Below are 26,996 nucleotides of genomic sequence, written 5' to 3' on the forward strand. Positions count from 1 at the left end.
AGGCAAATTTGCCTGGCCACGTGACTGTTTCCCTAGTCGACTTGGGAAACCGACAGGGTCAGGAGTTGAACTTGCTCTGGGTACGTTCCAGGCCCTCGAGGACCAGGCACTCGACGGCGTCCGCGGCGCGGCCCACCTCGAGGGCGAGGTCGGCCCGAAGGCTGGCCGGGAAGTCGCTCAGTACGAAGTCCGACGGTTCCTGCCGTCCCGGGGGGCGGCCGATGCCGAACCGGACCCGGTAGAAGTCCCCGGTGTTCAGCGACTTCCTGATCGACTTGAGCCCGTTGTGCCCGTTGTCGCCGCCGCCGAACTTCACCCTGAGCTGGGTGAAGTCGATGTCCAGCTCGTCATGGATCACGATCACCCGCTCCGGGGCGATCTTGTAGTAGTTCGCCAGCTTGGACACCGGCCCGCCGGTCTCGTTCATGAACGTACGGGACTTGACCAGCGCCACCCGGACCGCGTCGGCTCCGACGCCGCCGATCCGTCCTTCGGCGACCTCGGCCCGCATGCCCTTGGGGGCGGAGAACCTCGTGGCCGCGCGACGCGCCAGCTCATCAACCACCAGGTAACCGACGTTGTGCCGGTGACCTGCGTAGGTCGGGCCCGGATTACCGAGCCCGACCACTAGCCACATGTACTGTCTCGCAGGAGGATTACTCGGACGCTTCCTCAGCAGCCTCAGCATTGCCGCTCTCCGCCTCTTCAGCGGTCTCGGTGCCCTCGGCGATCGTCGGCTCGATGCCAACCTCAGCCTCGGCCTCGGCCAGCTCGGCCTCCAGCGCCTCCTGCGACTGCTGGGCGCTGATGTTGACGATCAGCACCTCGGGGTCGTCGATCAGCGTCGAGCCCTCGGGCAGCTTCAGGTCGCTGGCCAGGATCTGCGAACCGGCCCGCAGGCCCTCGATCGACACCACGACCTCGGTCGGGATGTGGGTGGCCTCGGCCTCGACCGAGACACTGTTGCGGTCCACCACGACCAGGGTGTCCGGAGCGGCGTCGCCCTCGACGTGCACAGCGACGTCGACGGTGACCTTCTCGCCGCGGCGCACGATCAGCAGGTCGACGTGCTCGATGGTGTGCTTGATCGGGTCGCGCTGCACCTGCTTGGGCAGGGCCAGCTGGGACTTGCCGTCAACGTCGACCGCCAGCAACGCGTTGGCGGTACGCAGCGCCAGCAGGGTCTCGTGCCCCGGCAGGGTGATGTGGATCGGGTCGGTTCCGTGTCCGTACAGCACGGCGGGAACCTTGTCGGCGCGGCGGATCCGGCGCGCTGCACCCTTGCCGAACTCGGTACGCAACTCGGCGGTCAGCTTTACCTCGGGCACGGACTCACTCCTCGAACTTCGATGCACAACGCTTTGATGTACATGGGTTAATCACATCGGACGGGTGCTTCGGTGAGGACGTCACTGAGAGGCGGACCTAGTCGATCACGGTCAGTGTGACCCTCGCCGAGGCAACCTGGACAGCCTAGCCCAGCAGGGCTCCGGGTGGGAAATTCACCCGGCCCCGTCACCCGGCCCGTCGGGCCGTCCCACGCAGCCGGTCGACCGCTCGCCGGCGAGGCTCAGCTCTGTCCGCCGAACAGGCTGGTGACCGAGCCGTCCTCGAAGACGGCATTGATCGCCCGCGCGATCAGCGGACCGATCGACAGCACGGTCAGGGTCTCGAACCGACGCTCCTCGGGGATCGGCAGCGTGTTGGTGACGATGACCTCCTCGAACGCCGACGCACTCAGCCGATCGAACGCCGGCCCGGACAGCACCGGGTGCGTCGCGGCGGCGATTACCTTCTTGGCGCCGCGGGCCATCAGCGCCTCCGCGGCCTGGCAGATGGTGCCGCCGGTGTCGATCATGTCGTCGACCAGCAGGCAGACCCTGCCCTCCACCTCACCGACGACCTCGTGCACCGCCACCGTGTTGGCGATGTTCGGGTCACGCCGCTTGTGGATGATCGCCAGACTGCAGTTGAGCTTGTCGGTCCACATGTCCGCCAGCCGGACCCGGCCGGCGTCAGGCGAGACGACCGTCATCTCCGAGGTGTCGTACTTGGACTGGATATAGTCCGACAGCACCGGCAACGCCCACAGGTGGTCCACCGGCCCGTCGAAGAACCCCTGGATCTGGGCGGCGTGCAGGTCCACCGACATGAGTCGGCTGGCGCCGGCGGTCTTGTACAGGTCGGCCACCAGCCGGGCGGAGATCGGCTCCCGACCGGCGTGCTTCTTGTCCTGACGAGCGTACGGATAGAACGGAGCCACCACGGTGATCCGCTTGGCCGACGCCCGCTTGAGCGCATCGACCATGATCAACTGTTCCATCAGCCACTCGTTGACCGGCGCCGCGTGGCTCTGGATCACGAAGGCGTCGCAGCCGCGGACCGACTCCTCGAAGCGTACGTAGATCTCGGAGTTGGCATAGTTCATCGCCCGGGTCGGGACGATCTCCACGCCCATCAGCTCGGCGATCTCACCGGCAAGTTCGGGAAAGGCCCTCCCCGAGAAGAGCATCAACTGCTTCTGGGTGGGCTTCTTCACACCGCTCACGACTGGTCTCCCTGCTGGGTCTGGGCATCGGAGGAGGCGGATGCCTCAGCTGCCGCCTCGGCTGTCTTGGAGCCGGCGCGCTTGCGGGCGACCCAGCCATTGATGTTGCGCTGTCGGCCGCGCGCCACCGCGAGCTGACCCGGGTCGACGTCGCCGGTCACCGCGGACCCGGCCGCCACGTAGGCGCCGTCACCGATGGTGACCGGTGCGGTCAACACCGAGTTGCTGCCGACGAAGCTGTACCGGCCGACTGTGGTGACGGCCTTGGTGACCCCGTCGTAGTTGGCGAAGATGGTGCCGGCTCCGATGTTGGCGCCCTCACCGATCACGACGTCGCCGGCGTAGGTCAGATGCGGCACCTTCGCGCCCGGTCCGATCCGGGCGTTCTTGGTCTCGACGAAGGTACCGATCTTGCCCTTCGCCTCGAGGATCGTGCCGGGCCGCAGGTAGGCGAACGGTCCGACCACGGCGCCGGCCCCGATGGAGGCGAGCGACCCCTGGGTGCGGGTGACGGTGGCGTTCTCCCCCACCTCGACGTCGGTCAGTGTCGTCTCCGGCCCGATCACGGCCCCGGTGGCGACCGACGTGGCCCCCTGCAGCGTCGTGCCCGGTAGCAGGGTGACGTCCTCGGCCAGGTCGACGTCGGCGTGGATCCAGGTGGTGGCTGGGTCGGCGATGGTGACACCGGCCCGCATCCACCGCTCCAGGATCCGCCTGTTCATCTCGGCGTTCATCCTCGACAGCTGCAGCCGGTCGTTGATCCCTTCGGTCTGCCACAGGTCCTCGATCACGAAGGCACCGACTCTGCCACCGGACCGGCGGGCGACCGAGATCACGTCGGTCAGGTAGAGCTCGCCCTGGTCGTTGTTGGCGGTGAGCTGACCGAGACCCTCCCGCAGCACCTCCGCGTCGAACACGTAGATGCCCGAGTTGATCTCGGTCACCCGGCGTTCATGCTCGGCCGCGTCGCGCTCTTCGACGATCCGGGCGACGGTGTCGTCGTCGTCGCGGATGATCCGGCCGTATCCGGTCGGGTTGGCGACATGCGCGGTCAACACCGTGATGGCGTCGCCGGCCTCCCGATGCGTCGTCACCAGCTCCTTCAGCGTCTCGCCGGTCAGCATCGGCACATCGCCGTACGTCACGACGATCTCACCGGCGAGCTCTCCGAGCTCGGCCAGGCCGCACTGCACGGCATGCCCGGTGCCCTTCTGCTCGGCCTGCACCGCCGTCCTCACGTGCGGGGCGATGTCGGTCAGGTGCGCCTGCACCTGCTCGCGCTGGTGTCCGACCACCACCACCAGGTGCTGGGGCTCGACGGCGGTCGCCGCGTCGACGGCATAGCTGAGCATCGAGTGCCCGGCGACCTCGTGCAGCAGCTTGGAGCGGGCCGACTTCATCCGGGTGCCGCCGCCGGCAGCGAGGACCACGACGGCCGCGATAGGGGCGGCCCTCCGGTCGGCGGGATCTGGCCGTGCAGACAAGTTGTCTCCCTTGCGATGGTGGCTCCCGGTACGGGATCGTCCGCTCCCCGGGTAGGAGTCGAACCTACGTCGCTCATCCTGATTCAAAGTCAGGCGGGCCCTGCCGGCAGACCAACCGGGGAATGGCCGAATCCGGCAGAGATTCGGCAGGGACCAGAGTACGCATGCCCGCTGGCGGTTGCACGCCGCCTTGAAACCTACGGGTGCGTAAGTTACGGTTGCGTAAGCGTAGGTACAACTTTCTCCACCTCGATGGGACCACGATGACGCAAGCCCCACCCGCCCCGTACGACGTCGCCGCCGACAGCCAGGTCGTCCCCGAGAAACGGCTCACCCTTGCCGCCCAGATTGCGCTGGGCGCGTTCATCGTGGTCCCGTTCCTCGCGTTGCTGGTCGCCGTGCCGATGGCCTGGGGCGGATGGCTCGGCTGGAAAGACGTGGTGCTCTTCCTCGCCTTCTATATGACGTCGGGCATGGGCATCACCGTCGGCTTCCACCGTTACTTCACCCACAAGTCGTTCAAGCCGAACCGCGGACTGAAGATCGCCCTGGCCATCGCCGGCAGCCTGGCCATCCAGGGCCCGGTGATCCGCTGGGTCGCCGACCACCGCAAGCACCACAAGTTCTCCGACCGCGACGGTGACCCGCACTCCCCCTGGCGCTACGGCACCAGCGTCGGCGCGCTGACCCGCGGGCTCGTCTACGCCCACATGCTCTGGATGTTCAACCCCGAGCAGACGCCCCGCCGCCAATACGCCCCCGACCTGATGAAGGACCCGGACCTGGTCAAGGTGGACAAGGCATTCCCCGCCATCCTCGCCTTCTCCCTGCTCGGCCCGGCGCTCATCGGCGGCCTCTGGTCGATGAGCTGGACAGGCGCCGCGACGGCGTTCTTCTGGGCCTCACTGGTCCGGATCGGCCTGCTGCACCACGTCACCTGGTCGATCAACTCGATCTGCCATGCCGTCGGCCAGCGACCGTTCAAGAGCCGGGACAAGTCCGGCAACGTGTGGTGGCTGGCCCTGCTCAGCCACGGCGAGAGCTGGCACAACCTGCACCACGCCGACCCGACCTGTGCGCGGCACGGCGTGCTGCCCGGCCAGATCGACACCTCGGCCCGGGTGATCTGGTTCTTCGAGAAGTTCGGCTGGGCCCGCGAGGTGCGTTGGCCGGTGGCCGAGCGGGTCGAGGCGCGCCGGGTGGCCGACACCCTTGGCTGACAACGAGACTGTCCTGATGACGCCCGCCCCGGTCTCGCCGCCCAAGGAGCCAAGCCGAGCCCGGCGTTCCGGCCGGGTCAGGATGACCAGTGCCGAGCGCCGCGAGCAGCTGATCGACGTCTCGCGCGCCCTGTTCGCCAGCCGCGGCTTCGAGGGGACCTCGGTAGAGGAGATCGCCGCCCGGGCCGAGGTCAGCAAGCCGGTCGTCTATGAGCACTTCGGCGGCAAGGAGGGCCTGTACGCGGTGGTCGTCGACCGCGAGGTCCGCAACCTGCTGGAGGGGATCCGGGGCTCGCTCACCTCAGGCCGGCAGCGCGAGCTGATCGAGCAGGCGGCCCTGGCGCTGCTGGACTACATCGAGCAGAACACCGACGGCTTCCGGATCCTGGCCCGCGACTCCTCGGTCGGCAGCACCGGCGGCTCGTTCGCCAGCATCCTCAGCGACGTCGCCTCGCGGGTCGAGGACATCCTGGTGGACGAGTTCAAGCGGCGCGGGCTGGACCCGAAGACCGCCCCGTTGTACGCCCAGATGCTGGTCGGCATGGTGGCGCTCACCGGGCAGTGGTGGCTGGACGCCCGCCGGCCCAAGAAGCCCGAGGTGGCCGCCCATCTGGTCAACCTCGCCTGGAACGGGCTGAGCAACCTCGAGGCCAAACCGACGCTGCTGACCGACCAGGGCAAGCGGTAGCGCCTGCTCCAGGCGCCAGCCAGCCCTCCCTGCAGGCCGTGGGCACGGTCTGCAGGCCCCCGGAGGCCTGCACGGAGCGGCGACGGCCTGCACGGATGCGGCTTGGCATCCAGGGCGGGGCGCCGCCGCACGGACAGGGCCCTACCAACCTTCACCCCATCCAGACGTACGTTTGCCACTGTCCGGGCGAACCGGATATCGTCGGCTGAAACGTTCTAGTAAATCGATACAGAAGATGTGCTCATGACCATCCTGACCGCGCCGCCGCTGCGCCCCACCTCCACTCTCGATGGTCGGATCGCCGCCATTGCCGTGACCACCCTGTTCGCCGTGAACGGCATGCTGCTGGGTGGCTACGGCGGCACCCTGCCGTCGCTGCGGTCCAAGCTGGAGATCACCGACAGCCAGATCGCCGTGATGCTGTTCTGCGGCGGACTGGCTGGGATCGTCTCGATGCAGATCGGCGGCCGACTGGCCGATGCGGTCGGCGCCCGCCGGATCACACTGGCCGCATTGCCGATCCTGATCGCGGCCTCGCTCACCCTGGGTCTGACATCCAGCTATCCGATGGCGGTGCTGGGTGCCGTCGGCGTCGGTTTCGGCAACGGCGCGATGGACGTCTCGATGAACGCCATCGGCGTCCAGGTCGAGGCGGCCCGCCGGAAGCCGATCATGAGCTTCTTCCATGCCTTCTTCTCGGTGGGAAGCTTCGTCGGTGCCGGCACCGTGTTGCTGTTGAGCCTCGTCACCGGTACGTCCGGCGGCCAGATCGTGCTGCCGGTGATGATCACGCTCGCCGTCATCGCGATCGGGGTGCTGGTGGTCCTGGTCAGGATCACCCCGGCTGCCGCGACCGTCGAGCACACGGTCGACGGCGTCCGGTCCAAGATCCCGAGGGTGGCCTGGCTGCTGGGGATCATGGCGATGGCGTTCGGGCTGTCGGAGGGCACCGCGGTCGACTGGTCTTCGTTGCACGTCACCGACGTCGCCCGCGTCGACTCGACCACCGGCTCGCTGGGCCTGATCGCCGTCAGCGGCTTCATGGTCGTCATCCGGCTGCTCGGCGACCAGCTGGTGGCCCGCTTCGGTCGGCGTGCCGTGGTCCGATTCGGGGCCGTCTGCGCCGCCCTCGGCTATGCCATGGTGACGCTGGTGTCCAGCCTGCCGCTGCTGTTGGCCGGCTGGGCGCTGGTCGGCTTCGGCGTCGGCATGATCGCACCTCAGGTCTATGCGGTCGCCGGCCATCTCGGCGGCGGTCGGGTGCTCGCGGTCGTGGTGACCTTCGGCTACGCGTCGTTCCTGTGTGGGCCGGCCGTGATCGGTTTCCTGGTCCGCCACCTCGGCATCCACCACGCGATGGCCATGCCGGCCGTGCTCTGCGCCGGCATCATCGCCCTGGCCGCGGTCATGCCCAGAAGTGACGACGACCTGACAGCCTGAGGCAGCACCAGAACGGTGGTGGAGATGCCGGCGGTCACCCGACCGCCGGCATCCGCATTCAGAACCTGCTGGCGCCGGTCCGGGGCAGCCAGCCGCCCGGCTTCGTCGGTCGGCGGGGCAGCTTCACCACAGGACCGGGATCGGCCGGGGCGCCGTTCGGCACCGGAGCGGCCATCACCGCACCGTCGATCCCGAGGGTGAACTCATAGTTGGCGCCGGCACCTCCGAGTCGTGCGGTGAACGCCGCCGGGCTGCCGTTGGCCGCAGCGTGGATCACCGTGCCACTGACCGCACCTTGTTGGACCAGGCGGACGCCGTCGGCTGCGCCTTCCAGGACGAAGGTCATCGCTCCGAGAGTGTCATCGTCGTTGGAGAAGAGGCCTTTGAGGGCCTGCATGACCGCGGTGCCCGCGGTCAGCGCGAGGGCCAGCGGCGCGGTGACGACCGCCGATGGAGGGAAGGCGGTGGTCACCGCCGCCAGTGCCGCGGCTCCGGCCTTGGCCGCGGTCAGCTCCATGTCGGCGTAGTTGGTGCCGTCACTCTCCATCAGGGTCAGGGTGACGACGACGTGCTCCCCCGCCCCGACCGAGACGGAGAACAGCTCGGCCTGCGGTTCCTGGTTCGACAGGTAGCCGCTGTCGTTGCAGTCCCACGCGGCGATCCGCCCATCGGGGCCGCCCGCGTTCGCCCCCTGGCTCGCAGTGGGCCCCGCCGGGAGTGTGGGGTCCGACGTGACACCGTGGGTGGTCCTGCGGACCACCGAGGGTGGCAGGTAGTACACCTCGTCGTGCCCTGACTCGGTCGTCTGGTGGCAGGTGATGTTCCTCATGACTACGGTTGCGACGCTCATCGCGGTCCCCTTTCTCGGAGGTCGAGCTGTGTTGGAATGGGCTGCAGCCGCCGAACTCATATTTCGGCTTGCTATGCAGTTATTTCCGAAGAGCACGACGGAACGCCGCTGATACATCGGGCAGCGCCCGATACCAGCGGCTGTCTGAGGTGGAGCGGACTATTTCCTGCCGCCGGCGACCTCGTGGCCGGCGGTGTGGTGCAGCGCCACCAGAGCGCCGACGACCGGGTACACCATCGCCACGGCCATCGCAGCGAAGGCGAACTGATAGCTCGCCACCGGCCCCAGGTTCGGCGCGACCGAGCTCAACAGCCCGTCTCCCAGCCGGAGCGACAAGGCCCCGAAAGCGACCCCGAGGGCGGCGGCCACCTGACCGACGGTCGAGGACAAGGTGTTGGCCCCGGCCATCTGCGCGTCGCTGATGTCAGCGAACTGCAGGGAGTTGTAGCCGCTGAACCCGATTGAGCGGAACACCCCGCTCAGGAACAGCACGGCCGCGATCAGCACCGCCGGTGTCCCCGGCTGGAGCAACGCGCACAGGGCGAACATCACCGCTCCGCCGAGGGCGCTGCCGACGATCACCGTACGGAAGCCGAACCGGCGGATCAGCGGGCTCGTCGCCGGCTTGATCAACACGTTGCCGGCGAACAGCATCAGCACCATGAAGCCGGCATCGACGGCGCTCCAGCCGAAGCCGACCTGGAACATCAACGGGAGCACAAACGGTGCGGCGTTGATCACCAACCGGTAGACCATCCCACTGCCGTTGCTGACCCGGAAGGTGCGCACCCGCAGAGCAGCGAAGTCCAGCAAGGGGTAGGCGGCGCCGCGCATCCTCAGCACGGTGCCGAAGCCCAGCGCGACCGCAAGCATGATCAGCCCGATCGCGGGCAGCCAACCGTGACCACCCAGGCCCTCGATCCCCAGCAGCAACGCCGCCAGAGCAGTGCCGCAGAGCACGAAGCCGAGCCAGTCCAGCGCCGGCACCTGCTCGGTCCGCAGCGCCGGCACCAACCGCCACGCCGCCACCAGGGCTGCCAGACCCAGCGGGATGTTGATCAGGAAGATCCAATGCCAGGAGGCGTACGTGACCAGCCAGCCGCCAACGGCCGGCGCGACCACTGGTGCGATCAGGGCCGGCCAGGTGAGGTAGGCGATCGCGTCCAGCAGGTCACGTTTCGCCGTGGCGCGCAGCACGACCAGCCGGCCGACCGGCACCATCATCGCCCCGCCGAGACCCTGGAGCACTCTCATCACACACAGCATCGGCAGGCTGGTGCTGAGTGCACACAGGACCGATGCGACGGTGAACAGGGCGACCGCAACCATGAAGATCCGCCGACCGCCCAGCTTGTCGGTCAGCCATCCGCTGACCGGGATGCCGACCGCGATGGTGATCAGATACGCGGTCATCGCGATGTTGATGTCCACCGGAGCCACCTGCAGGTGGACAGCCATCGCCGGGGCCGCAGTGGCGATGATGGTGCCGTCGAGGATCTCCATGAAGAAGGTGATCGCCACCAGCAGCGCCAACCCGCGGCTGAACCGTGGCCGGTTCTCGACAGGCTGCTCTGTGGCTCTGCCTGTTGGGGCCGCCGTTGCGGCCGGGTCGGGGGTCGGCCGGGGCGACGTCACTGTGTCAGGCTATCGAGTCGGTACGGCCCCAGCGCTGGGCGTTCCACCCAGCGGGCAGCCTCAGCGAGGACAGGGACGACGTCCGGCCCGCCTGGACCGGGCAGTACGCACTGGCTCGGCAGAGTCTCGACATCAAGACTCTTGACCTAGACTGAAGGTATGCGCGACGAGGTGGACAGCCTGCTGGAGGCCTGGCAGCGCGAACGTCCGGACCTCGACGTGTCCCCGATGCAGGTGCTGTCGCGCGTCTCCCGGCTGGCTCGCCATCTCGACCGTCAACGCAGCTCGGCCTTCGCGCGCCATCAGCTGGAGTCGTGGGAGTTCGACGTCCTGGCGGCGCTGCGCCGAGCCGGTGACCACTACCAGCTCTCCCCCGGACAGCTGCTGCGCGAGACGATGGTCACCTCGGGCACCATGACCAACCGGGTCGACCGGCTCACCGCGCGTGGTCTGGTCGCGCGGACCAACCACCCGGAGGACCGCCGCGGTGTGCTGGTCACACTCACCCCGGCCGGCAAGGAGACCGTCGACGCGGCGTTGTCGGACCTGCTCCGGGCAGAGCACGAGATCCTGGCGAAGCTCACCGATCGGCAACGAGATCAGCTGGCCGCCTCACTGCGCCAGCTGCTCGCCCCCTACGATGACGGTCTGCAGGCCAAGGACGCCGGCTCGGCCTGACCAGGCCACACCCAGCGGCGCAGCGCCGGGCGGGCATCACACCGGTCCCCCAACACAGACACTGCAGCACAGACACAGTCCGGAGCCGAGGAACTCATGACCCAGACCCCGAGCAGCACCTCGACAACGATCGCGGCCGGGGCACCGAGCACGGACGGGCCCCAGATCCCAAAGGGCACCGGCGTCCTCGCAGTGGCCGGGAACATCCTCGTACGCGACGGCGAGCCGCACCAGATCATCTCCGGCGCCGTCCACTACTTCCGGATCCCGCGCCCGCTCTGGCGCGATCGGCTCCAGCGGCTTGCAGCAATGGGCTGCAGCACGGTGGAGACCTATGTCGCCTGGAACTTCCACCAGCCGCATCGCGACAGCCGCCCCGACTTCAGTGGCGACCGCGACCTCGGCGCCTTCCTGGACGCGGCTGCCGGGCTCGACCTTGACGTCATCGTCCGACCCGGCCCCTACATCTGCGCGGAGTGGGACTTCGGCGGGTTGCCCTCCTGGCTGCTGGACGATCCGCAGGCCTCGGCGGCGCTGCGTACCTCCGACCCGGCCTATCTTGATCATGTCGACGCCTGGTTCGACCACCTGGTCCCGATCATCGCCCGGCGGCAGGCCAGTCGCGGCGGCCGGGTGGTCGCCGTCCAGGTCGAGAACGAGTACGGCAGCTACGGCAACGACCGGCATTATCTCGAGCACCTCCGAGACGGGCTGCTCGAGCGTGGCATCGACGTACCGCTGTTCACCTCGGACGGTCCTGGTCAGCTCTGGCTGCAGGGCGGCACCCTGGACGACTGCCTGGCCACGGTGAACTTCGGCTCACGTCAGCAGGAGGCCTTCGCCGCCCTGGAGGCGTTCCGGCCGGGCCAACCCGGCATCTGCATGGAGTTCTGGAACGGTTGGTTCGACCACTGGGGAGCAGGCCACACCACCCGTGACCCGGAGGACGCGGCCGCCGAACTCGCCGGCATGCTGGCCGACGGCCGGTCGGTCAACTTCTACCTGGCGCACGGCGGCACCAACTTCGGGGTCTGGGCCGGAGCGAACACGGGCGAGCCGGGACCGAACGGCCCGGCCTACCTGCCCACCGTGACCAGCTATGACTATGACGCGCCCATCGGCGAGGACGGCCGGTTGACGCCGAAGTTCTGGGCGTTTCGGGACGTGATTGCCGCGCATACGAGCCGCCGGCCGCCGGAGCCACCCGCCGACCCGCCGCGGCTCGCCGCTGCTGTGATCACCATCGACCGCAGCATTCCGCTGGCGTCCGTCCTTGATCATCAACCGGTCACGGTCAGCCCGACACCGCAGTCGTTCGAGGCGCTGGGCCTGCATCACGGTGTGGTGCGCTATCGCACCAGGGTCCATGGCCCATTCGAGAGTGCCGCTCTGCACCTGGACGGCCTGGCGGACCTGGCCAGCGTCAGCGTCAACCAGACCACCAGTGCCCGGGTCGGCCGCACCACCGTCGACCCCGCCTACGCCGAGGGGTGCACCGTCACCCTGGCCGAGGACAACGTCCTGGATCTCACCGTGCACTCCCTGGGCCGGGTCAACTTCGGACCTCGGCTGCGCGACCCCAAGGGCCTCTCGGCGGTACGGCTGGAGTTCCAGCATCTGTTCGGGTGGGAGCAGTCGGCGCTCGACCTGACCGAGCTGCCGCACCTGGACTGGTCCGGCCCGCAGGCCGACCAAGATCAACAAGCCTTCCACCGGGGCGCGATCATGATCGACGAACCAGCCGACGGTTACCTGGACCTCACCGGGTGGCACCACGGCTACGTGTTCCTGAACGGGTTCAACCTGGGTCGTTACTGGCCAGCCGCCGGACCGCAGCGGACGCTCTACGCGCCCGCGCCGCTCTGGCGCCAGGGGCGCAACGACCTGGTGCTGCTGGAGCTCGTCGCCGCCGGCACCACCGTCGCCCTCGTCGACCGGCCGGTGCTGGGCTGACCGGACACTGCGTGGGTCAGCTGATGACCCGGGCACCGGGGACCGGGCCGGTGGTGCGCCGGACGGCCCGGCAGACGCCTTCGGCGCTCAGAGCCACGCTCAGGTCAACGGCGGCCGGCTCACCGGCCACCAGGAAGGCGCAGGTGGGTCCGGAGCCGGAGACGATGGCGCCCAGCGCTCCGTAGTCCAGGCCGAAGTCCAGCGTCTGCCGCAGCTGCGGCTGCATCTCCAGGGCCGCCTCCTGCAGATCGTTGCTCAGTGCCGCCCCCAACAGCTTCGCGTCGCCGACCCGCAGCGCGTTCATCAGGTCGTCCGGGACAGCGAGCGGTTCGGCCGGGGCCGACAGGGCGTCGAAGCGGCGGTAGACCGCCGGCGTGGACAGGCCCTGGTGGCCGAACGCCAGCACCCAGTGGTAGTTGCCCCGGGCCAGGGCCGGAACCAGCGACTCACCCCGGCCGCTGCCGACGGCGGTGCCGCCCACCAACGCGAACGGAACGTCGCTGCCCAGCTCGGCAGCCAGCTCAGCCAGCGCCTCCGGGCCGACGTCCAGATCCCACAGAACCGCACAGGCCAGCAGCGCCCCGGCGCCATCGGCCGACCCTCCGGCCAGGCCGCCGGCCACCGGGATCGCCTTCTTGATCGACAGCGACACCCCCAGCGAGTCGTGCGGGCCGTAGGTCCTGGCCAGCAGCTTCGCCGCCCGGATCGCCAAGTTCGAGTCGTCGGTGGGCACCAGGCCGGTCCCCTCGCCGCTGACCGTCACCTCGTACTCGTCCGGGTTGGCCCACTCCGCATACACCTCGTCGCACAGCGACACCGCCTGATAGACGGTCGCGAGCGGATGGAAACCGTCCTCACGAGGCGACCCCACCTTGAGAGCGAGGTTGATCTTGGCCGGAACCCGCACGCGGATGCCGACCGGACCGGGCGGAAGAGGTGACGCCATCCTGCGAGGCTAGCGCCTCCGACGCAGCAGCCAAGGGCCCGGCCAATCCTCGGGCACGGCTGGGTGCGGTTCAGCTGAAGATCTGCTCGGCGATCCGGGCGAAGTCGGTCACCTCGAGCACCTCGCCGCGCGCCTGTGGGTCCACGCCGGCGGCCTGCAGAACAGCGCTGGCGGCGGCAGACGAGCCGACCAGCCCGGACAGGGCGGACCGGAGCATCTTGCGGCGCTGGGCGAAGGCGGCGTCAATGACCCGAAACACCTGTTCACGGCTGGCGGTGGTCTCCGGAATGGGCCGCCGACGGATCGCCACCAGCCCGGATTCGACGTTGGGCACCGGCCAGAAGACACTGGGCGGCACGGTGCCAACCCTGGTCGTCTCGGCATACCACGCCATCTTCACCGACGGTATGCCGTAGATCTTGGATCCAGGGCTGGCCGCCAACCGGTCGGCGACCTCCGCCTGCACCATCACCAGGCCGTGCTGCCAGGAGTCGAAGGTGGCCAGCAGGTGCAGCAGCACCGGGACCGACACGTTGTAGGGCAGGTTCGCCACCACAGCGGTCGGCCACGGCCTGGGCAGATCCTCGATCCGCATCGCGTCGCCGGTGATCACGGTCAGCGCGGCCGCCCGGTCGGGCCGTCGGGAGGCGACTGTGGCCGGCAGGGCATCGGCCAGCAGCGGGTCGATCTCGACCGCCACCACCCGCTCGACCACGTCGAGCAGGCCCAGCGTCAGGGACCCCAGCCCGGGGCCCACCTCGAGCACCACGTCATCAGGACCGACGCCGGAGACGGCGACGATCCTGCGTACGGTGTTCGCGTCGGTGACGAAGTTCTGGCCGCGCTGCTTCGTCGGGCGCAACGCCAAGCGGCCTGCCAGTTCCCGCACCGAGGTGGGGTCCAGCAGGCCGCTCTTGGGTTGACTGTTCAGCGCACGTCTCTCGTCAGCTCAGCGGATGCCGAGCTTGGAGGTGCAGGCGGGCCAGGCGCCCCAGCCCTGTGCTGCCTGGACCTTCTTGGCGACGGCGATCTGCTGCTCACGGCTGGCGTTGTTGGGCATCCCCGAGCCGCCGTAGGCGTGCCAGGTCGAGAGGGTGAACTGCAGGCCGCCATAGAAGCCGTTGCCGGTGTTGATCGCCCAGTTGCCGCCGGACTCGCACTGTGCGATCTGGTCCCAGACGCTGCCGGACGCGACACTGGGGGCGCTGCCGCCGGACGAGCCACCGGACGAAACCCGGGAGACGACCTTGCGGGGGGCGACCTTGGTGCCGACCAGAATGACCTTCGTGGTCGGTCGGTCGGTGATCTTGGAGCCGACCTTCTTGGTGCTCTTCACCTTGCCGTTGTAGCGGACCTGGGTGTACGTCGTGGTGCGCTCACCCTTCTTGCCCTCGGTGTCGACCCTGGTCTTGCCCTTCTTCAGCTTGCTGGTCTGCTTCCAGACCGTCCGGTAGTCGACCGCGGTGGTCTTGGTGAGCTTCTTGACGTCGACACGGGTGAAGGTGATCGAGGCGCCGTCGGTGAGCTTGGTCGTCTGCTTGACGTTGACGATGTCGTTCGCGTCCGGCTTGACGCCGGCGGCGGCCAACGCCTGGGCGACGGTCTGACCGGTCGTCTTGACGGTCTTCTTCTTTCCGGCCACGTTCACCGTCACCGACTTCTGGGTGGCGATGTCGAAGTCCAGCCCCTGGCGCCCGATCGAGGCGCTCCGGCTGGTAGACAGCTTGGCGCCGTTGGCCTCGATGCCGAGCACGCTGAGAGCCTGGTCGACGGTGGTGGCGGTGGTCCAGAAGGACTTCTCCTGACCGTCGACGTTGACCTTCACCTCGCGGGCGTACTGGACGGCGATCCTGGTCCCGTCGCTCACCTTGCTGTTCAGCGACGGTGCGACGACGTCACGATCGGACACCTGCACGCCCTCGCTCTTCAGGACGTCGGCAACCGTCGACGAGAAGGTGTTCACGTCCTTGGCAGCGCCGTCGACAGACAGCGTCACGTCCTTGTCGAGGGAGGCATAACTCACGCCGCCGGCCAGTGCCAGCGCCGTCGTTCCGGCAACGATAACGGGGATGATCTTCCGCACAACTCTCCAAAGTGGTGTCCCGCCGAGTGCGACGGAGGTTTGCGTTTGCGGGGCATCGTGGTCCGAGATGTCACCGCATCGGTCACGAAAGCATAACGGCCAGCGTGCGTGTCGCCAAAACTTCGACGAAAACGCTGCACTCGGGCGGAGTCGGCCATTCCACCCGGTGTCACCTCGCTGAGCCCCGGGGAGCAGGATGGGAGATCCCCGATGCAGAGGATGCAGCAGCGATGAAGTACACCAAACTCGGCTCGACCGGCCTGGACATCTCCCGGATCACGCTGGGATGCATGAGCTACGGCGAGCCGGACCGAGGCGGCCACCCCTGGAGCCTCACCGAGGAGGCCAGCCGGCCGTTCATCCGGTCCGCCCTGGAGGCGGGCATCAACTTCTTCGATACCGCGAACGTGTATTCCGACGGGTCCAGCGAGGAGATCGTCGGCCGGGCGCTGAAGGACTTCGCCCGCCGGGACGAGATCGTGGTCGCCACCAAGGTGCACGGCCGGATGAGCCCCGGACCGAACGGCGCGGGGCTGTCGCGCAAGGCCATCCTGACCCAGATCGACGCCAGCCTGACCCGGCTGGGCATGGACTACGTGGACCTGTACCAGATCCACCGCTGGGACCCGACCGTGCCGATCGAGGAGACCCTCGAGGCACTGCACGACGTCGTCAGGGCCGGCAAGGCCCGCTACATCGGTGCCTCGTCGATGTATGCCTGGCAGTTCTCCAAGGCGCTGTATCTCTCCGAGGCCAACGGCTGGGCGAGGTTCGTCTCGATGCAGAACCACTACAACCTGATCTATCGCGAGGAGGAGCGGGAGATGCTGCCGCTCTGCGCCGACCAGGGCATCGGTGTGATCCCCTGGAGCCCGCTGGCTCGCGGCAAGCTGACCAGGGACTGGGACGATACCAGCGCGCGCAGTGAGACCGACCAGTTCGGAAGGTCGCTCTATCGGGACGAAGACCGGCGGATCGTCGATGAGGTGGCGGCCGTCGCCGAACAGCGCGGGGTTTCCCGGGCTCAGGTCGCCCTGGCCTGGCTGCTGCACAACCCGGTGGTCGACTCGCCCATCGTCGGCGCCACCCGCCCGCGGCATCTTGACGACGCGGTCGCCGCCGTGGACCTCGAGCTCACCGACGAGGAGATCCACCGGCTTGAGGGGGGCTACAGCCCGCGCGGCATCGCCGGGTTCCAGTGACCCCGGTGCAGCAGCTCGTCCGCTGGCTTGCGGGGTCGGCGCCGGGCTGAGCCTCGGCTGCCGCCGGGAGCCGGGTAGCCGAGGCTGACCACGCCGACGCTGAGCTGGGGCACGGGCACCCCGAAAGCGGCCCGGACAGCGGCGATCCGGGCCGGCGGGATGCCGAAGAAGCAACAGCCGAGCCCGCGGTCCACTGCGGCGAGCAGCATCGCCATCCCGGTCATCCCGGCATCGACGAACCAGTAGGGCGCGGACCAACGTTGCGGATCACGATCGGTCCAGCCCTTGTCGGGCTCGGCGTAGCGGTCCAGGTAGGCGTCGGGAGAGGTCCAGATCAGGATGAGCACCGGCGCGGTCCGCATCCCTCGCAGCCAGCTGTTGTCCCCGGCCGGGTCGGAGGTTGCGGCCCAGAAGGTCGACCGCTGGTCGTGGGCGTCGAGCACTAGCAGCGAGACGCCCTGGGTGAAGCCAGCCGACGGGGCCCGAAGCGCGGACCGCAGCACCCATTCGACGTCGTCTGCCGGCACCGGTCGGGACGGGTCGTAGGCGCGCACCATCCGCCGGCGGCGGACCACCTCGGCGAGCTCCATCAGGCCGCCTCGGGCCACGGTCCACCGAAGGCGGTGTCGGCGTTGACGTTCAGGGCTCGACACAGCTCAGCCAGCTCGGCGCCCCGCGCCTCAGCCATCAGCCGGACCGTGTGCGGAACCAGGTAGGAGGCATTCGGGCGGCCGCGGTAGGGCGCCGGAGTCAGGTAGGGAGCGTCGGTCTCGGTGAGGATCCGGTCCAGTGGGCAGATCCGGAGCGCGTCGCGGAGCGGCTCGGCGTTCTTGAACGTGACGGTCCCGGCGAACGACAGGTGGGCCCCACGGTCGAGACAGGCCCGGGCGAAGTCGGCGTCGCCGGAGAAGCAGTGCATCACGATCCGTTCGGGCGCCCCTTCGGCGTCCAGCACGTCGAGGATGTCCTTGTGCGCGTCCCGGTCGTGGATCACCAGCGCCTTCTGGTGCTGGCGGGCCAGCGCAATGTGGGCGGCGAAGGCGTCCTTCTGCCTGGCCAGGCCGGCCGGCTCCCGGGTGCGGAAGTAGTCGAGTCCGGTCTCACCGATCGCTCGCACCTGCGGATGGCCCGCCAAGGCCTCGATCTCGCCCAGGCCCACTGCGAGCCCGGAGCCCAGCCGGGCCGCGTCGTTGGGATGGATCGCGACGCTGGCTACCACGCTGTCCCACCGCTGGGCCGCCTGCACCGCCCAGCGGGAACCCTCCACGTCGCAGCCCACCTGGACGATCCGGCTGACCCCGACCGAGGCCGCCAGCTCGATGGCGTCAGCAGGTGAGAGGTGCGTCCTGCCGTCGGCGACGTCGAGGTGGCAGTGGGTGTCCACCACCGGACCCGGCAACGGGTCCGGCCGGTCCGGCCGCTCGAGGTTGCGGCGGAGCCCCTCCTCGGTGACGGCGGCCCGCTGCTCACGCGTACTGAGGTCGTCACTCATCGGACCAGCGTTCCACGTCGTGGCGACCGGTCGAGCCAGGGGGTGCACCGGGCGTCAGCGTGCCGCCAGTACGGCCTCGTACAGAGCGTTCTTCCCCAGCCCGTGGCGGCCGGAGACCTCTGCGACGGCGGGCTTGAGCTTCCGTCCTGCCGCCACGAGCGTCTCCACCTCCGCCACGGCCGAGGCCAGGTCGACCGGCCCGCGCTCGGCGCCGGCGACCACCAGCGTGACCTCGCCCCGGACGCCCTGCTCGGCCCATCCCACGAGCTCGGCCAGCGGACCCCGACGAACCTCCTCGTAGGTCTTGGTCAGCTCGCGGCAGACCGCCGCCGGCCGGTCGGGGCCGAACTGCGCGGCCATGTCCGCCAGGCACTCGGCTGTGCGATGGGGCGCCTCGAAGAACACCATGGTGCGCCGCTCGTCGGCGAGCTCGGCTAGCCGCCGACGTCGCTCGCCGGGCTTCCTGGCCAGAAAGCCCTCGAAGCAGAACCTGTCCACCGGCAGCCCGGACACCGCCAGAGCGGTCAGTACGGCCGACGGCCCGGGCACCGCCGTCACCCGGAGGCCCCGCTCGACCGCAGCCACCACCAACCGGTAGCCCGGATCCGACACCGACGGCATCCCGGCGTCGGTGACCACCAGCACCCTCGCACCCGCCTCCACTGCGGCGACCAGGCTCTCGGTGCGTTTCCCCTCGTTGCCCTCGAAGTAGGACACGACCTGCGCCTCGGTGCTGATGCCGAGCCGCTCGAGCAGCCGGTGCAGCCGCCGGGTGTCCTCCGCGGCGATCAGGTCGGCCCGCTGCAGCTCAGCCAGCAACCGGGGCGAGGCATCCGCGACATCCCCGATCGGCGTTGCCGCCAGCACCACCACACCTGAGGTTTCGCTCACCGCCCCAGCGTGTCACATCCATCGAGCAGACCGACGCGCCTCAACCGGCCCGGGTCGATCCACGCGCCTCCAGCCACTGATGCTGGTGCCCGGCGGGTTGGGCCGGTCTGCCTACTATTAGCCGCGTGAGTCGCGAGGTACTCGAGGTGGACGCCCCTGCCCGCCGGCTTGACCCGGCCGACGGCATCGATCCGGCGACCTCTCGCGCCGCGCTGACCGATACGCCGCAGCCCGCCTCGACCACCGAGCGGCTCACGGTGCCGATGCCCGCCGACCGGATCGGCAGCTGGCTACTCGCCCTCGCCATCAGCGCTGTCGCGTTCGGTCTTCGGTTCGTCAACCTCGGCCGGCCCGCGGGCCTGGTGTTCGACGAGACCTACTACGCCAAGGACGCCTGGTCGCTGCTCGCGTCCGGCTACGAGCGCAACTGGCCCAAGTCGGCCAACGACTCGATTGTCGCCGGCAACCCGAACGTGATGGAGAACAGCGCCTCGTTCATCGTGCACCCGCAGGTGGGCAAGTGGCTGATCGCCGTCGGCGAACACCTGTTCGGGATGAACTCGTTCGGCTGGCGGTTCATGCCGCTCGTCTTCGGCACACTGCTGGTGTTGGTGACGATCCGGCTGGTCCGGCGGGTGTCGCGCTCGACCCTGATCGGGTGCACCGCCGGGCTGCTGCTGACCCTGGACGGCCTGCACTTCGTGATGTCGAGGACCGCCCTGCTGGACATCTTCCTGGCCTTCTTCCTGGTCGCGGCGGTCACCTGCCTCGCCGCAGACCGCGACTGGTTCCGCGTCCGGCTGGCCCGCCACCTCAGCCGAAGTGGCCGGCCAGACCTGGGCGGCGCGTTCGGCCCGGCGCTGTGGTTTCGGCCCTGGCGGATCGCGGCCGGGATCTGCTTCGGGTTGGCGGGCGGCACGAAGTGGAACGCGATCTACGTGCTGGCAGCGTTCGCCCTGCTGAGCCTGGCCTGGGACGTCGGCGCGCGTCGCCTGGCCGGCGCCGGCCGGAGAGCCTACCTGGGCATCCTCCGGGACGGGCTCCCCGCCTTCGTGTCGCTGGTCGTGCTCAGCGTCGGGGTCTACATCGGCACCTGGGCCAGCTGGCTCGCCACCTCCGGCGGCTACGACCGGGACTGGGGGGCCAGGAACCCCGACGCCACCACGGTCCACCTGCTGGGCAAACCGCTGGCGTCCCTGCTGCACTACCACAAGGACATCTACGGCTTCCATACCGGCGATTTCATCAACCACGCGACGCACACCTACGCCGCCAACCCGGCCGGCTGGCTCATTCTGGCCAGACCGATCGGGATCGACGCCGTCAACGACATCCTGCCCGGCACCGACGGGTGCGCCGGGCCGGACAACTGCCTGCGGGTGATCAGCGGGATCGGGACACCGGCGCTGTGGTGGGGCGCACTGCTCTGCCTGGTGATCGCCGCCGTCCTCTGGGTCGGCGCCCGGGACTGGCGGTTCGGGATCCCGATCGTCGGTGTGCTGAGCAACTGGCTGCCGTGGTTCCAGTACATGTCGCGGCCGCTCTTCTTCTTCTACGCCATCACCATCATCCCGTTCTCGGTGATGGCTGTCTCGCTCTGCCTCGGTCGACTACTGGGCGGCGCCAAGGACGGCGATCGCAGGATGATCGGGGCGATCGCGGCCGGGGCGTTCGTGGCTCTGGTCGGGGCGAACTTCGCCTACCTCTATCCGGTCCTGACCGACGGGTTGCTGCCCTACCCGAAGTGGCTGGCCCGGATGTGGTTCAAGTCCTGGATCTAGCCGGGACGACATTGCGACATCGTGACGGAGAGGCCCCCTCTGCGCCCGGTTGCAGAATTCGGAGTTAGAGTCACCGCAGTAATGTGCATGATCGCCGTGCACGGTTCCAAGTCCCGGACCCGGGGAGGGAAGACCGCTCAATGGGCAAGTATCTGCTTCGCCGGATCGTGAACTATGTCATCTTGCTGTTCATCGCCGTCACCCTGGCCTACTTCCTGGCCGCCTCCGCCCTGCATCCTCGGGCCTTGTATGAGGTGGTGAACCCGCCGATCGACCCGGTGTCGATCGAGAACTCGCTGCGGGAGAAGAACCTCAGTGACCAGGTGCCGCTGATCCAGCGGTGGTGGACCTGGTTCACCGGCGTTCTGCACGGTGACTGGGGCCAGGCTCCCCGCGGTGGCGAGGTCGCCGACGAGATCGGCCGGAGGATGTGGGTCAGCCTGCGGCTGGTCACCCTCGGTTCGCTGATCGGCATCGTCGGCGGTGTCGCGATCGGCGCCTGGACCGCGACCCGGCAGTACAAGGCATCCGATCGGGTCGTCACCGCGGCGTCGCTGCTGCTGCTGGCCATGCCCACCTTCGTGGTAGCCACCATCCTGATGATCCTTGCCACCAAGTTCAACCAGGCCACCGGCCTGCGCGTGTTCGAGTTCATCGGTGAGACCGGTGACCGCGGCAGCTATCCCCTGGCCGGCCTGGTGGACCGGATACAGCATCTCTTCCTACCGACCCTGGCGCTGTCCGCCTTCGGCATCGCGTCGTTCAGCCGGATCCAACGCAATCTGATGCTGGACACCCTGGGCGCCGACTTCGTCCGCACCGCACGGGCCAAGGGGCTGCGTAAGCAGAAGGCCGTGATGAAGCACGCATTGCGCACCTCGCTGATCCCCACCGGCACCTACTTCGCGTTCAGCGTCGCCACCCTCTTCACCGGCGCCACAGTGATGGAGCTGATCTTCACCTTCCACGGGATGGGCATCTACGGTGTCACGACGATCCAGCAGCAGGATGTCCACGGAGCCGTGGCCGTGGTCGCGTTCAGCGGCGTCTGCGTACTTGTCGGCGCCATCCTTGCCGACATCATGGTGGCCATCCTCGATCCGCGCGTGCGGCTGAGCTGAAGGGCCTGCCATGTCCGACCAAGTCATCCACCCGTCGCGCACCGATCTCGACATCATCGAGAACGCCAACGAGCCGGGCCCATCGGCGCCCATCGGCACGGTCCAGCCAACCACGAAACGACTCACCCGCTCTCAGCTGATCTTCCGCAGGTTCCTGCGCAACAAGACCGCGGTCGTCGGCCTGATCGTCTACCTGGTGCTGATCCTGATGGCGATCTTCGGCCCGCTGATCTCGCCCTGGCATTTCGACGACGTCGACCGCACCGCCTACCTGAAGCCGCCCAGCCCCGAGCACTGGTTCGGCACCACGCAGAGTGGTCGCGATGTGCTGGCACTCACCATGCGCGGCCTGCGCAAGTCACTGCTGATCGGACTGCTGGTAGCCGGGATCTCGACCACCATCGCAGCGACCGTCGGCTCCTTCGCCGCCTACTTCGGTGGCTGGTTCGAACGGATCGCCCTCTGGTTCATCGACCTGCTGCTGGTCATCCCCTCCTTCCTGATCATCGCCATCGTCACCACCGGCGGGCCCAAGGGTCCGCATTCCTGGCTGCTGCTGGTCGTCATGCTGGCCGGGTTCAGCTGGTTCCTGTCAGCCCGGGTGGTGCGGAGCCTGACCATGTCGGTGAAGGAACGCGAGTATGTGCTGGCGGCCAGGTTCATGGGGCTGTCCGCGCCCAAGATCGTCTTCCGGCACATCGTGCCGAACATCTCGTCGCTGCTGATCATCGACGCCACCCTCGGTGTCGGCGGCGCCGTCCTGGCCGAGGCGAGCCTGTCGTTCTTCGGCTTCGGCGTGCAGGCGCCGGACACCTCGCTGGGCACGCTGATCTCGGAGGGACAGCGGATGGCCACCACCTTCCCCTGGATCTTCCTCTGCCCGGCCGCAGTGCTGGTGGTGATGGTGCTCGCCATCAACGCCGTCGGCGACGGGCTGCGCGACGCCCTCGACCCGAACTCGAACTCCGGAGGTAAAGCCGCATGAGCGTCGACTCGAAGGCGATGGCGTCGGAGGGACCCGTCCGCAAGGTCCGCAAGACCGCCTCCGGCACGGTGCTGTCCGTCAACGACCTGCATGTGACGTTCCCCAGCGAGGCAGGACCGGTCCGGGCCGTCCGCGGCCTGAGCTTCGACCTGGCCGCTGGCGAGACGATGGCGATCGTCGGTGAGTCCGGCTCCGGCAAGTCCGTCACCTCGATGGCCATCATGGGACTGCACCCGGAATCGGCCAGGATCACGGGGTCGATCAAGCTGCACGGCCAGGAGCTGCTGAGCCGCAACGACGCCAGCATGTCCAAGTTGCGCGGCAATGAAGTAGCCATGATCTTCCAGGACCCGCTGTCGGCCCTGACCCCCGTCTACAGCATCGGCGACCAGATCGTCGAAGGCATCCAGATCCACCATGACGTCTCCCGGGCTGCGGCGATGAAGCGCGCCGTCGAGCTGCTGGACCTGGTCGGCATCCCCAACCCGCAGCTGCGGGTCAAGTCCTTCCCGCACGAGTTCTCCGGCGGCATGCGACAGCGCGCCATGATCGCGATGGCGATCGCCAACGACCCTGACGTGATCATTGCCGATGAGCCGACCACTGCGCTCGACGTCACGATCCAGGCCCAGGTGCTCGAGGTCCTGAAGAAGGCGCAGAAGGAGACCGGAGCTGCGGTCATCATGATCACCCATGACCTGGGTGTGGTGGCCGGCATCGCCGACCGGGTGACGGTGATGTATGCCGGCAGGCCGGTCGAGCAGGGCACGGTCGACGAGATCTTCTACCAGCCGCGGATGCCGTACACCATCGGTCTGCTGGGCTCGGTGCCCCGCCTCGACGCCGTCGAGAAGGAACCGCTCGCCACTGTGGAGGGCAACCCGCCGTCGGTGGTCAACCTTCCGCCCGGCTGCCCGTTCGCACCGCGGTGCCCCATGCGGCAGGACGACTGTGTCGTCGCCGAGCCCGAGCTGGCTCCGACCGAGCACCCGCTGCACACCGCGGCCTGCCTGTACTCCGACCAGATAGCGCGGGAGAACCTGAGCTACACCGAGATCTTCCCCATCCCCAAGATCCGCCCGTCAAGGCTGGAACGCCTGCCCAGAGCTGAGCGTGACACGGTGCTGGAGCTGCAGAACTTCAAGCGGCACTACCCGTTGATGAAGGGCGCGGTGCTGCGCCGCCGGGTCGGCACGGTGTACGCCGTCGACGGCATCGACCTGGAGATCAAGGAGGGCGAGACGCTCGGCCTGGTCGGTGAGTCCGGCTGCGGCAAGAGCACGACGATTCTGGAGATCCTCAACCTCAAGCCGCCCACCGAGGGCAACGTGGTCGTGCTCGGCAAGGACGTTCGCCACATCCGTGGCGGTGCTCAACGCAAGGCGTTGCGTCGCGATCTGCAGGTCGTCTTCCAGGACCCGATGGCCTCGCTGGATCCCCGGATGCCGATCTACGACATCATCGCCGAGCCGATGGGGGTCTTCAAATACAGCAAGAAGCAGATCGACGACCGGGTGGTCGAGCTGCTCAACCTGGTCGGGCTCGAGTCGTCGCATGCCAACCGTTACCCTCAGCACTTCTCCGGCGGACAGCGGCAACGGATCGGCATTGCAAGAGCCCTCGCGCTCGAGCCCAAGGTGATCGTGCTGGACGAGCCGGTGTCGGCGTTGGATGTCTCCATCCAGGCCGGCGTGATCAACCTGCTGGACGAGCTCAAGTCGAAGCTCGGGCTCTCCTACCTGTTCGTGGCCCACGACCTGGCCGTCATCCGGCACATCGCCGACCGGGTCGCCGTCATGTACCTGGGGAAGATCGTGGAGATCGGGGACGTCGCCGACGTCTACAACCACCCCACCCACCCGTACACCCAGGCACTGCTCTCGGCCATCCCGTTGCCGGACCCGAACAAGGAGCGGATGCGAGAGCGCATCCTGCTCAAGGGTGACCTGCCGAGCCCGGCCAACCCGCCGTCCGGATGCAAGTTCCGCACCCGGTGCCAGAAGTTCCCGACCCTCAACGAGTCCGAGCAGCAGCTGTGCCTGGAGAAGATGCCCGACCTCCTCCCGCTGGCTCCGCCCGAGCACCGCTCAGCCTGCCACTACAACGAGGAGCGGGCGGTCGTCTGACACCGCAGAACCGCTCATCGCCGCTGGTGTGATGCATTTGTGACTGCATCGGGCGATTCGTTAGGAGGCTGTGACCGTATCCGGGTATGGGCATCCGATTGCTGTCGTAGAGTCGTCTGCGTTGTTCGGCGACCCACAGGCCGCCTTTCGGACTGATTCCCTGGAGGAAATGTGAAGGCACGCAAGCTACTTGCGATTCCTGTCATCGCTGCTGCACTCGTCATGAGCGCGTGCAACAGCGGCGGAGGAGGAGGAAACGGGACAGGCGGCACTGAACCCACGCAGAAGCCCATTACCGCCCAAGACATCAACAAGCAGGACCGAGCCAGCCTGCAGCAGGGCGGCGAGCTCCGTCAGGCCATCAGCGAGTTCGGTGACAACTGGAACCCGCTCAACGTGAACGGCAACAACGCCGACATGTCGGCGGTTCGCAACCCGATGTCCGTGTCCTTCTGGGACTTCGACGAGAAGGGCGTCCCGACCGCCAACAAGAACTTCCTCCTGGAGGCCAAGGGCAACGGGGCCACCCCGCTGGTCGTCACCTACAAGCTCAACCCCGACGCCAAGTGGAACGACGGCTCGCCGATCGACGTCGACGACTTCATCGCGACCTGGAAGGCGTGCAACGGCCAGAACAAGAAGTTCGAGTGCGTCAGCACCCAGGGCTACGACGCGATCACCGACATCAAGGCGGGCGCCGACAAGTTCGAGGTCATCATGTCCTACAAGGGTGCCTACCCGGACTGGACCTCCACCTTCGGCTCGGTGCTGAAGGCCGAGTCGGTCAAGGACCCGGAGACCTTCAACAAGGGCTGGTCCAAGCTGAACATGGACTGGTTCGCCGGTCCCTTCGTGCTGGACAACTTCGACCAGACGCAGAAGGTGCTGACCGAGAAGCCGAACTCGAAGTGGTGGGGCGACAAGCCGCTGCTGGACAAGCTGACGTTCCGCGCGATCTCGCCTGACGCCACGGCTGCCGCCTACGTCAACAACGAGATCGACACCTTCGACATCGGTCCGGACCCGGACGCCTACGCGCGGGCGAAGACCGTCGCCGACGGCGAGATCCGTGCCGCTGCCGGGCCGAACTTCCGGCACTTCACCTTCAACCAGAAGTCCGGCCTGGTGCAGGACAAGGCCGTTCGTCAGGCCATCGTCCGCGGCCTTGACCGTGCAGCGATAGGCGTCTCGGACCTGGCCGGTATCGACTGGCCGGCCCGTCCGCTGAACAACCACATCTTCATGGAGAACCAGGACGGCTACGTCGACAGCGCCAAGGCGACCGGGCTCGACTTCGACCCGGCGAAGGCCAAGTCCGATCTTGACGCGGCCGGCTGGAAGGCGGGCGCCGACGGCACCCGGGAGAAGGACGGCAAGAAGCTCGAGGTCAAGTTCTCGCAGTTGAGCGGGGTCCCGGTCTCGGAGAACGAGGCCCTCCAGGCTCAGAAGATGCTGGCTGAGATCGGCATCAAGCTCGACATCGTCGATGTCCCGATCGCGAAGTTCCAGGACGGAACGCTGCTCTCCCAGGGCGAGTTCGACATCGTCGCCTTCTCCTGGATCGGCACCCAGTACCCGTTCTCCAGCATCAAGCAGATCTACGGCACGGATCAGGAGAGCAACTACAGCAAGGTCTCCATCCCCGAGGTCGATGACCTGATCAAGAAGATCGACGTCGAGAACGACCCGAAGAAGCGCATCGACCTGGCCAACCAGGCCGACAAGCTCCTCTGGGAGGACGTCAACACCCTGCCGCTGTACCAGCGTCCCGAGCTGATCGCGGTCAAGTCCAAGCTCGCCAACTTCGGCGCGGTCGGTCTGAGCACCACCCGCATTGAGAACGTGGGCTACATGAAGTGATCACTGGTCGCGC

General features: G+C 68.1%; 23 protein-coding genes and 1 tRNA gene. 11 read left to right on the forward strand and 13 right to left on the reverse strand.

Going from position 1 to position 26,996, the window contains the following annotated elements; genetic code table 11:
- Positions 1-58: 58 nt before the first annotated feature.
- The 5 genes from pth to JOE57_RS05000 all read right to left on the reverse strand — a co-directional run bounded on the left by pth (position 59) and on the right by JOE57_RS05000 (position 4,154).
- Positions 59-637, reverse strand: coding sequence for an aminoacyl-tRNA hydrolase (gene pth, locus JOE57_RS04980; protein ID WP_204916676.1), 579 nt, complete (start codon positions 635-637; stop codon positions 59-61).
- A 19-nt stretch (positions 638-656) separates the two neighbouring features.
- On the reverse strand, positions 657-1,328 hold the full coding sequence (locus JOE57_RS04985) for a 50S ribosomal protein L25/general stress protein Ctc (RefSeq protein ID WP_204916677.1): 672 nt from the start codon (positions 1,326-1,328) through the stop codon (positions 657-659).
- 242 nt (positions 1,329-1,570) lie between these two features.
- Positions 1,571-2,548, reverse strand: coding sequence for a ribose-phosphate diphosphokinase (locus JOE57_RS04990; RefSeq protein ID WP_204916678.1), 978 nt, complete (start codon positions 2,546-2,548; stop codon positions 1,571-1,573).
- Positions 2,545-4,032: a bifunctional UDP-N-acetylglucosamine diphosphorylase/glucosamine-1-phosphate N-acetyltransferase GlmU gene (gene glmU, locus JOE57_RS04995; RefSeq protein WP_275588301.1), complete on the reverse strand. Its 1,488-nt coding sequence runs from the start codon at positions 4,030-4,032 to the stop codon at positions 2,545-2,547. Before glmU ends, JOE57_RS04990 begins: the two co-directional genes overlap by 4 nt.
- Before the next feature lie 43 nt (positions 4,033-4,075).
- A tRNA-Gln gene (locus JOE57_RS05000) sits at positions 4,076-4,154 on the reverse strand.
- 141 nt (positions 4,155-4,295) lie between these two features.
- Here JOE57_RS05000 and JOE57_RS05005 point away from each other — a divergent pair.
- The 3 genes from JOE57_RS05005 (at position 4,296) to JOE57_RS05015 (ending at position 7,380) form a co-directional block, all read left to right on the forward strand.
- The gene (locus JOE57_RS05005) at positions 4,296-5,252 is read left to right on the forward strand and encodes an acyl-CoA desaturase (protein ID WP_204916679.1); all 957 of its coding nucleotides are present in this window, start codon (positions 4,296-4,298) and stop codon (positions 5,250-5,252) included.
- Positions 5,253-5,268: 16 nt separating this feature from the next.
- Positions 5,269-5,940 (forward strand): TetR/AcrR family transcriptional regulator, encoded by a 672-nt coding sequence (locus JOE57_RS05010; RefSeq protein ID WP_204916680.1) that lies wholly within the window; start codon positions 5,269-5,271, stop codon positions 5,938-5,940.
- Positions 5,941-6,183: 243 nt separating this feature from the next.
- Positions 6,184-7,380, forward strand: a complete 1,197-nt coding sequence (locus JOE57_RS05015) for an MFS transporter (protein WP_204916681.1) — start codon at positions 6,184-6,186, stop codon at positions 7,378-7,380.
- 58 nt (positions 7,381-7,438) lie between these two features.
- Here JOE57_RS05015 and JOE57_RS05020 read toward each other — a convergent pair whose 3' ends face one another.
- Together JOE57_RS05020 and JOE57_RS05025 are read right to left on the reverse strand one after the other, a co-directional pair.
- On the reverse strand, positions 7,439-8,230 hold the full coding sequence (locus tag JOE57_RS05020) for a hypothetical protein (protein ID WP_204916682.1): 792 nt from the start codon (positions 8,228-8,230) through the stop codon (positions 7,439-7,441).
- Between the two features lie 159 nt (positions 8,231-8,389).
- Positions 8,390-9,865, reverse strand: coding sequence for an MFS transporter (locus JOE57_RS05025; protein WP_338041160.1), 1,476 nt, complete (start codon positions 9,863-9,865; stop codon positions 8,390-8,392).
- A 159-nt stretch (positions 9,866-10,024) separates the two neighbouring features.
- Here JOE57_RS05025 and JOE57_RS05030 point away from each other — a divergent pair, with 159 nt between their 5' ends.
- Together JOE57_RS05030 and JOE57_RS05035 are read left to right on the forward strand one after the other, a co-directional pair.
- Entirely contained in the window at positions 10,025-10,543 is a 519-nt protein-coding gene (locus tag JOE57_RS05030) for a MarR family winged helix-turn-helix transcriptional regulator (protein ID WP_204916683.1), read from the forward strand.
- Positions 10,544-10,639: 96 nt separating this feature from the next.
- A complete protein-coding gene (locus JOE57_RS05035; protein ID WP_204916684.1) occupies positions 10,640-12,496 on the forward strand; it encodes a glycoside hydrolase family 35 protein in 1,857 nt (618 codons plus the stop codon).
- A gap of 16 nt (positions 12,497-12,512) precedes the next feature.
- Here JOE57_RS05035 and JOE57_RS05040 read toward each other — a convergent pair whose 3' ends face one another.
- The 3 genes from JOE57_RS05040 to JOE57_RS18900 all read right to left on the reverse strand — a co-directional run bounded on the left by JOE57_RS05040 (position 12,513) and on the right by JOE57_RS18900 (position 15,525).
- On the reverse strand, positions 12,513-13,442 hold the full coding sequence (locus tag JOE57_RS05040) for a 4-(cytidine 5'-diphospho)-2-C-methyl-D-erythritol kinase (protein ID WP_204916685.1): 930 nt from the start codon (positions 13,440-13,442) through the stop codon (positions 12,513-12,515).
- Between the two features lie 70 nt (positions 13,443-13,512).
- The gene (gene rsmA, locus JOE57_RS05045) at positions 13,513-14,331 is read right to left on the reverse strand and encodes a 16S rRNA (adenine(1518)-N(6)/adenine(1519)-N(6))-dimethyltransferase RsmA (protein WP_338041161.1); all 819 of its coding nucleotides are present in this window, start codon (positions 14,329-14,331) and stop codon (positions 13,513-13,515) included.
- Positions 14,332-14,391: 60 nt separating this feature from the next.
- Positions 14,392-15,525 (reverse strand): ubiquitin-like domain-containing protein, encoded by a 1,134-nt coding sequence (locus JOE57_RS18900; protein ID WP_204916686.1) that lies wholly within the window; start codon positions 15,523-15,525, stop codon positions 14,392-14,394.
- 230 nt (positions 15,526-15,755) lie between these two features.
- Between JOE57_RS18900 and JOE57_RS05055 the strand changes: the two genes are divergently transcribed.
- A complete protein-coding gene (locus JOE57_RS05055) occupies positions 15,756-16,727 on the forward strand; it encodes an aldo/keto reductase (RefSeq protein ID WP_204916687.1) in 972 nt (323 codons plus the stop codon).
- Here JOE57_RS05055 and JOE57_RS05060 read toward each other — a convergent pair.
- Genes JOE57_RS05060 through rsmI form a run of 3 tightly spaced genes read right to left on the reverse strand, consistent with a single transcriptional unit; the run spans position 16,694 to position 19,110 of the window.
- On the reverse strand, positions 16,694-17,317 hold the full coding sequence (locus JOE57_RS05060) for a nitroreductase family protein (RefSeq protein WP_204916688.1): 624 nt from the start codon (positions 17,315-17,317) through the stop codon (positions 16,694-16,696). The genes JOE57_RS05055 and JOE57_RS05060 overlap by 34 nt on opposite strands.
- The gene (locus JOE57_RS05065) at positions 17,317-18,219 is read right to left on the reverse strand and encodes a TatD family hydrolase (RefSeq protein ID WP_204916689.1); all 903 of its coding nucleotides are present in this window, start codon (positions 18,217-18,219) and stop codon (positions 17,317-17,319) included. The genes JOE57_RS05060 and JOE57_RS05065 overlap by 1 nt, the downstream gene beginning before the upstream one ends.
- A gap of 54 nt (positions 18,220-18,273) precedes the next feature.
- Positions 18,274-19,110, reverse strand: a complete 837-nt coding sequence (gene rsmI, locus JOE57_RS05070) for a 16S rRNA (cytidine(1402)-2'-O)-methyltransferase (protein WP_338041162.1) — start codon at positions 19,108-19,110, stop codon at positions 18,274-18,276.
- A gap of 263 nt (positions 19,111-19,373) precedes the next feature.
- Here rsmI and JOE57_RS05075 point away from each other — a divergent pair, with 263 nt between their 5' ends.
- The 5 genes from JOE57_RS05075 (at position 19,374) to JOE57_RS05095 (ending at position 26,983) form a co-directional block, all read left to right on the forward strand.
- Positions 19,374-20,891, forward strand: coding sequence for a dolichyl-phosphate-mannose--protein mannosyltransferase (locus JOE57_RS05075; protein ID WP_204920229.1), 1,518 nt, complete (start codon positions 19,374-19,376; stop codon positions 20,889-20,891).
- A gap of 140 nt (positions 20,892-21,031) precedes the next feature.
- A complete protein-coding gene (locus tag JOE57_RS05080; protein ID WP_204916690.1) occupies positions 21,032-22,012 on the forward strand; it encodes an ABC transporter permease in 981 nt (326 codons plus the stop codon).
- A 10-nt stretch (positions 22,013-22,022) separates the two neighbouring features.
- Entirely contained in the window at positions 22,023-22,997 is a 975-nt protein-coding gene (locus tag JOE57_RS05085; protein ID WP_204916691.1) for an ABC transporter permease, read from the forward strand.
- Positions 22,994-25,123 (forward strand): ABC transporter ATP-binding protein, encoded by a 2,130-nt coding sequence (locus JOE57_RS05090; protein WP_239578846.1) that lies wholly within the window; start codon positions 22,994-22,996, stop codon positions 25,121-25,123. The genes JOE57_RS05085 and JOE57_RS05090 overlap by 4 nt, the downstream gene beginning before the upstream one ends.
- Positions 25,124-25,345: 222 nt before the next feature.
- Positions 25,346-26,983: an ABC transporter family substrate-binding protein gene (locus tag JOE57_RS05095; protein WP_204916692.1), complete on the forward strand. Its 1,638-nt coding sequence runs from the start codon at positions 25,346-25,348 to the stop codon at positions 26,981-26,983.
- The last annotated feature ends 13 nt before the right edge of the window (positions 26,984-26,996 follow it).

This window comes from Microlunatus panaciterrae (assembly GCF_016907535.1).
Taxonomy (GTDB): domain Bacteria; phylum Actinomycetota; class Actinomycetes; order Propionibacteriales; family Propionibacteriaceae; genus Microlunatus; species Microlunatus panaciterrae.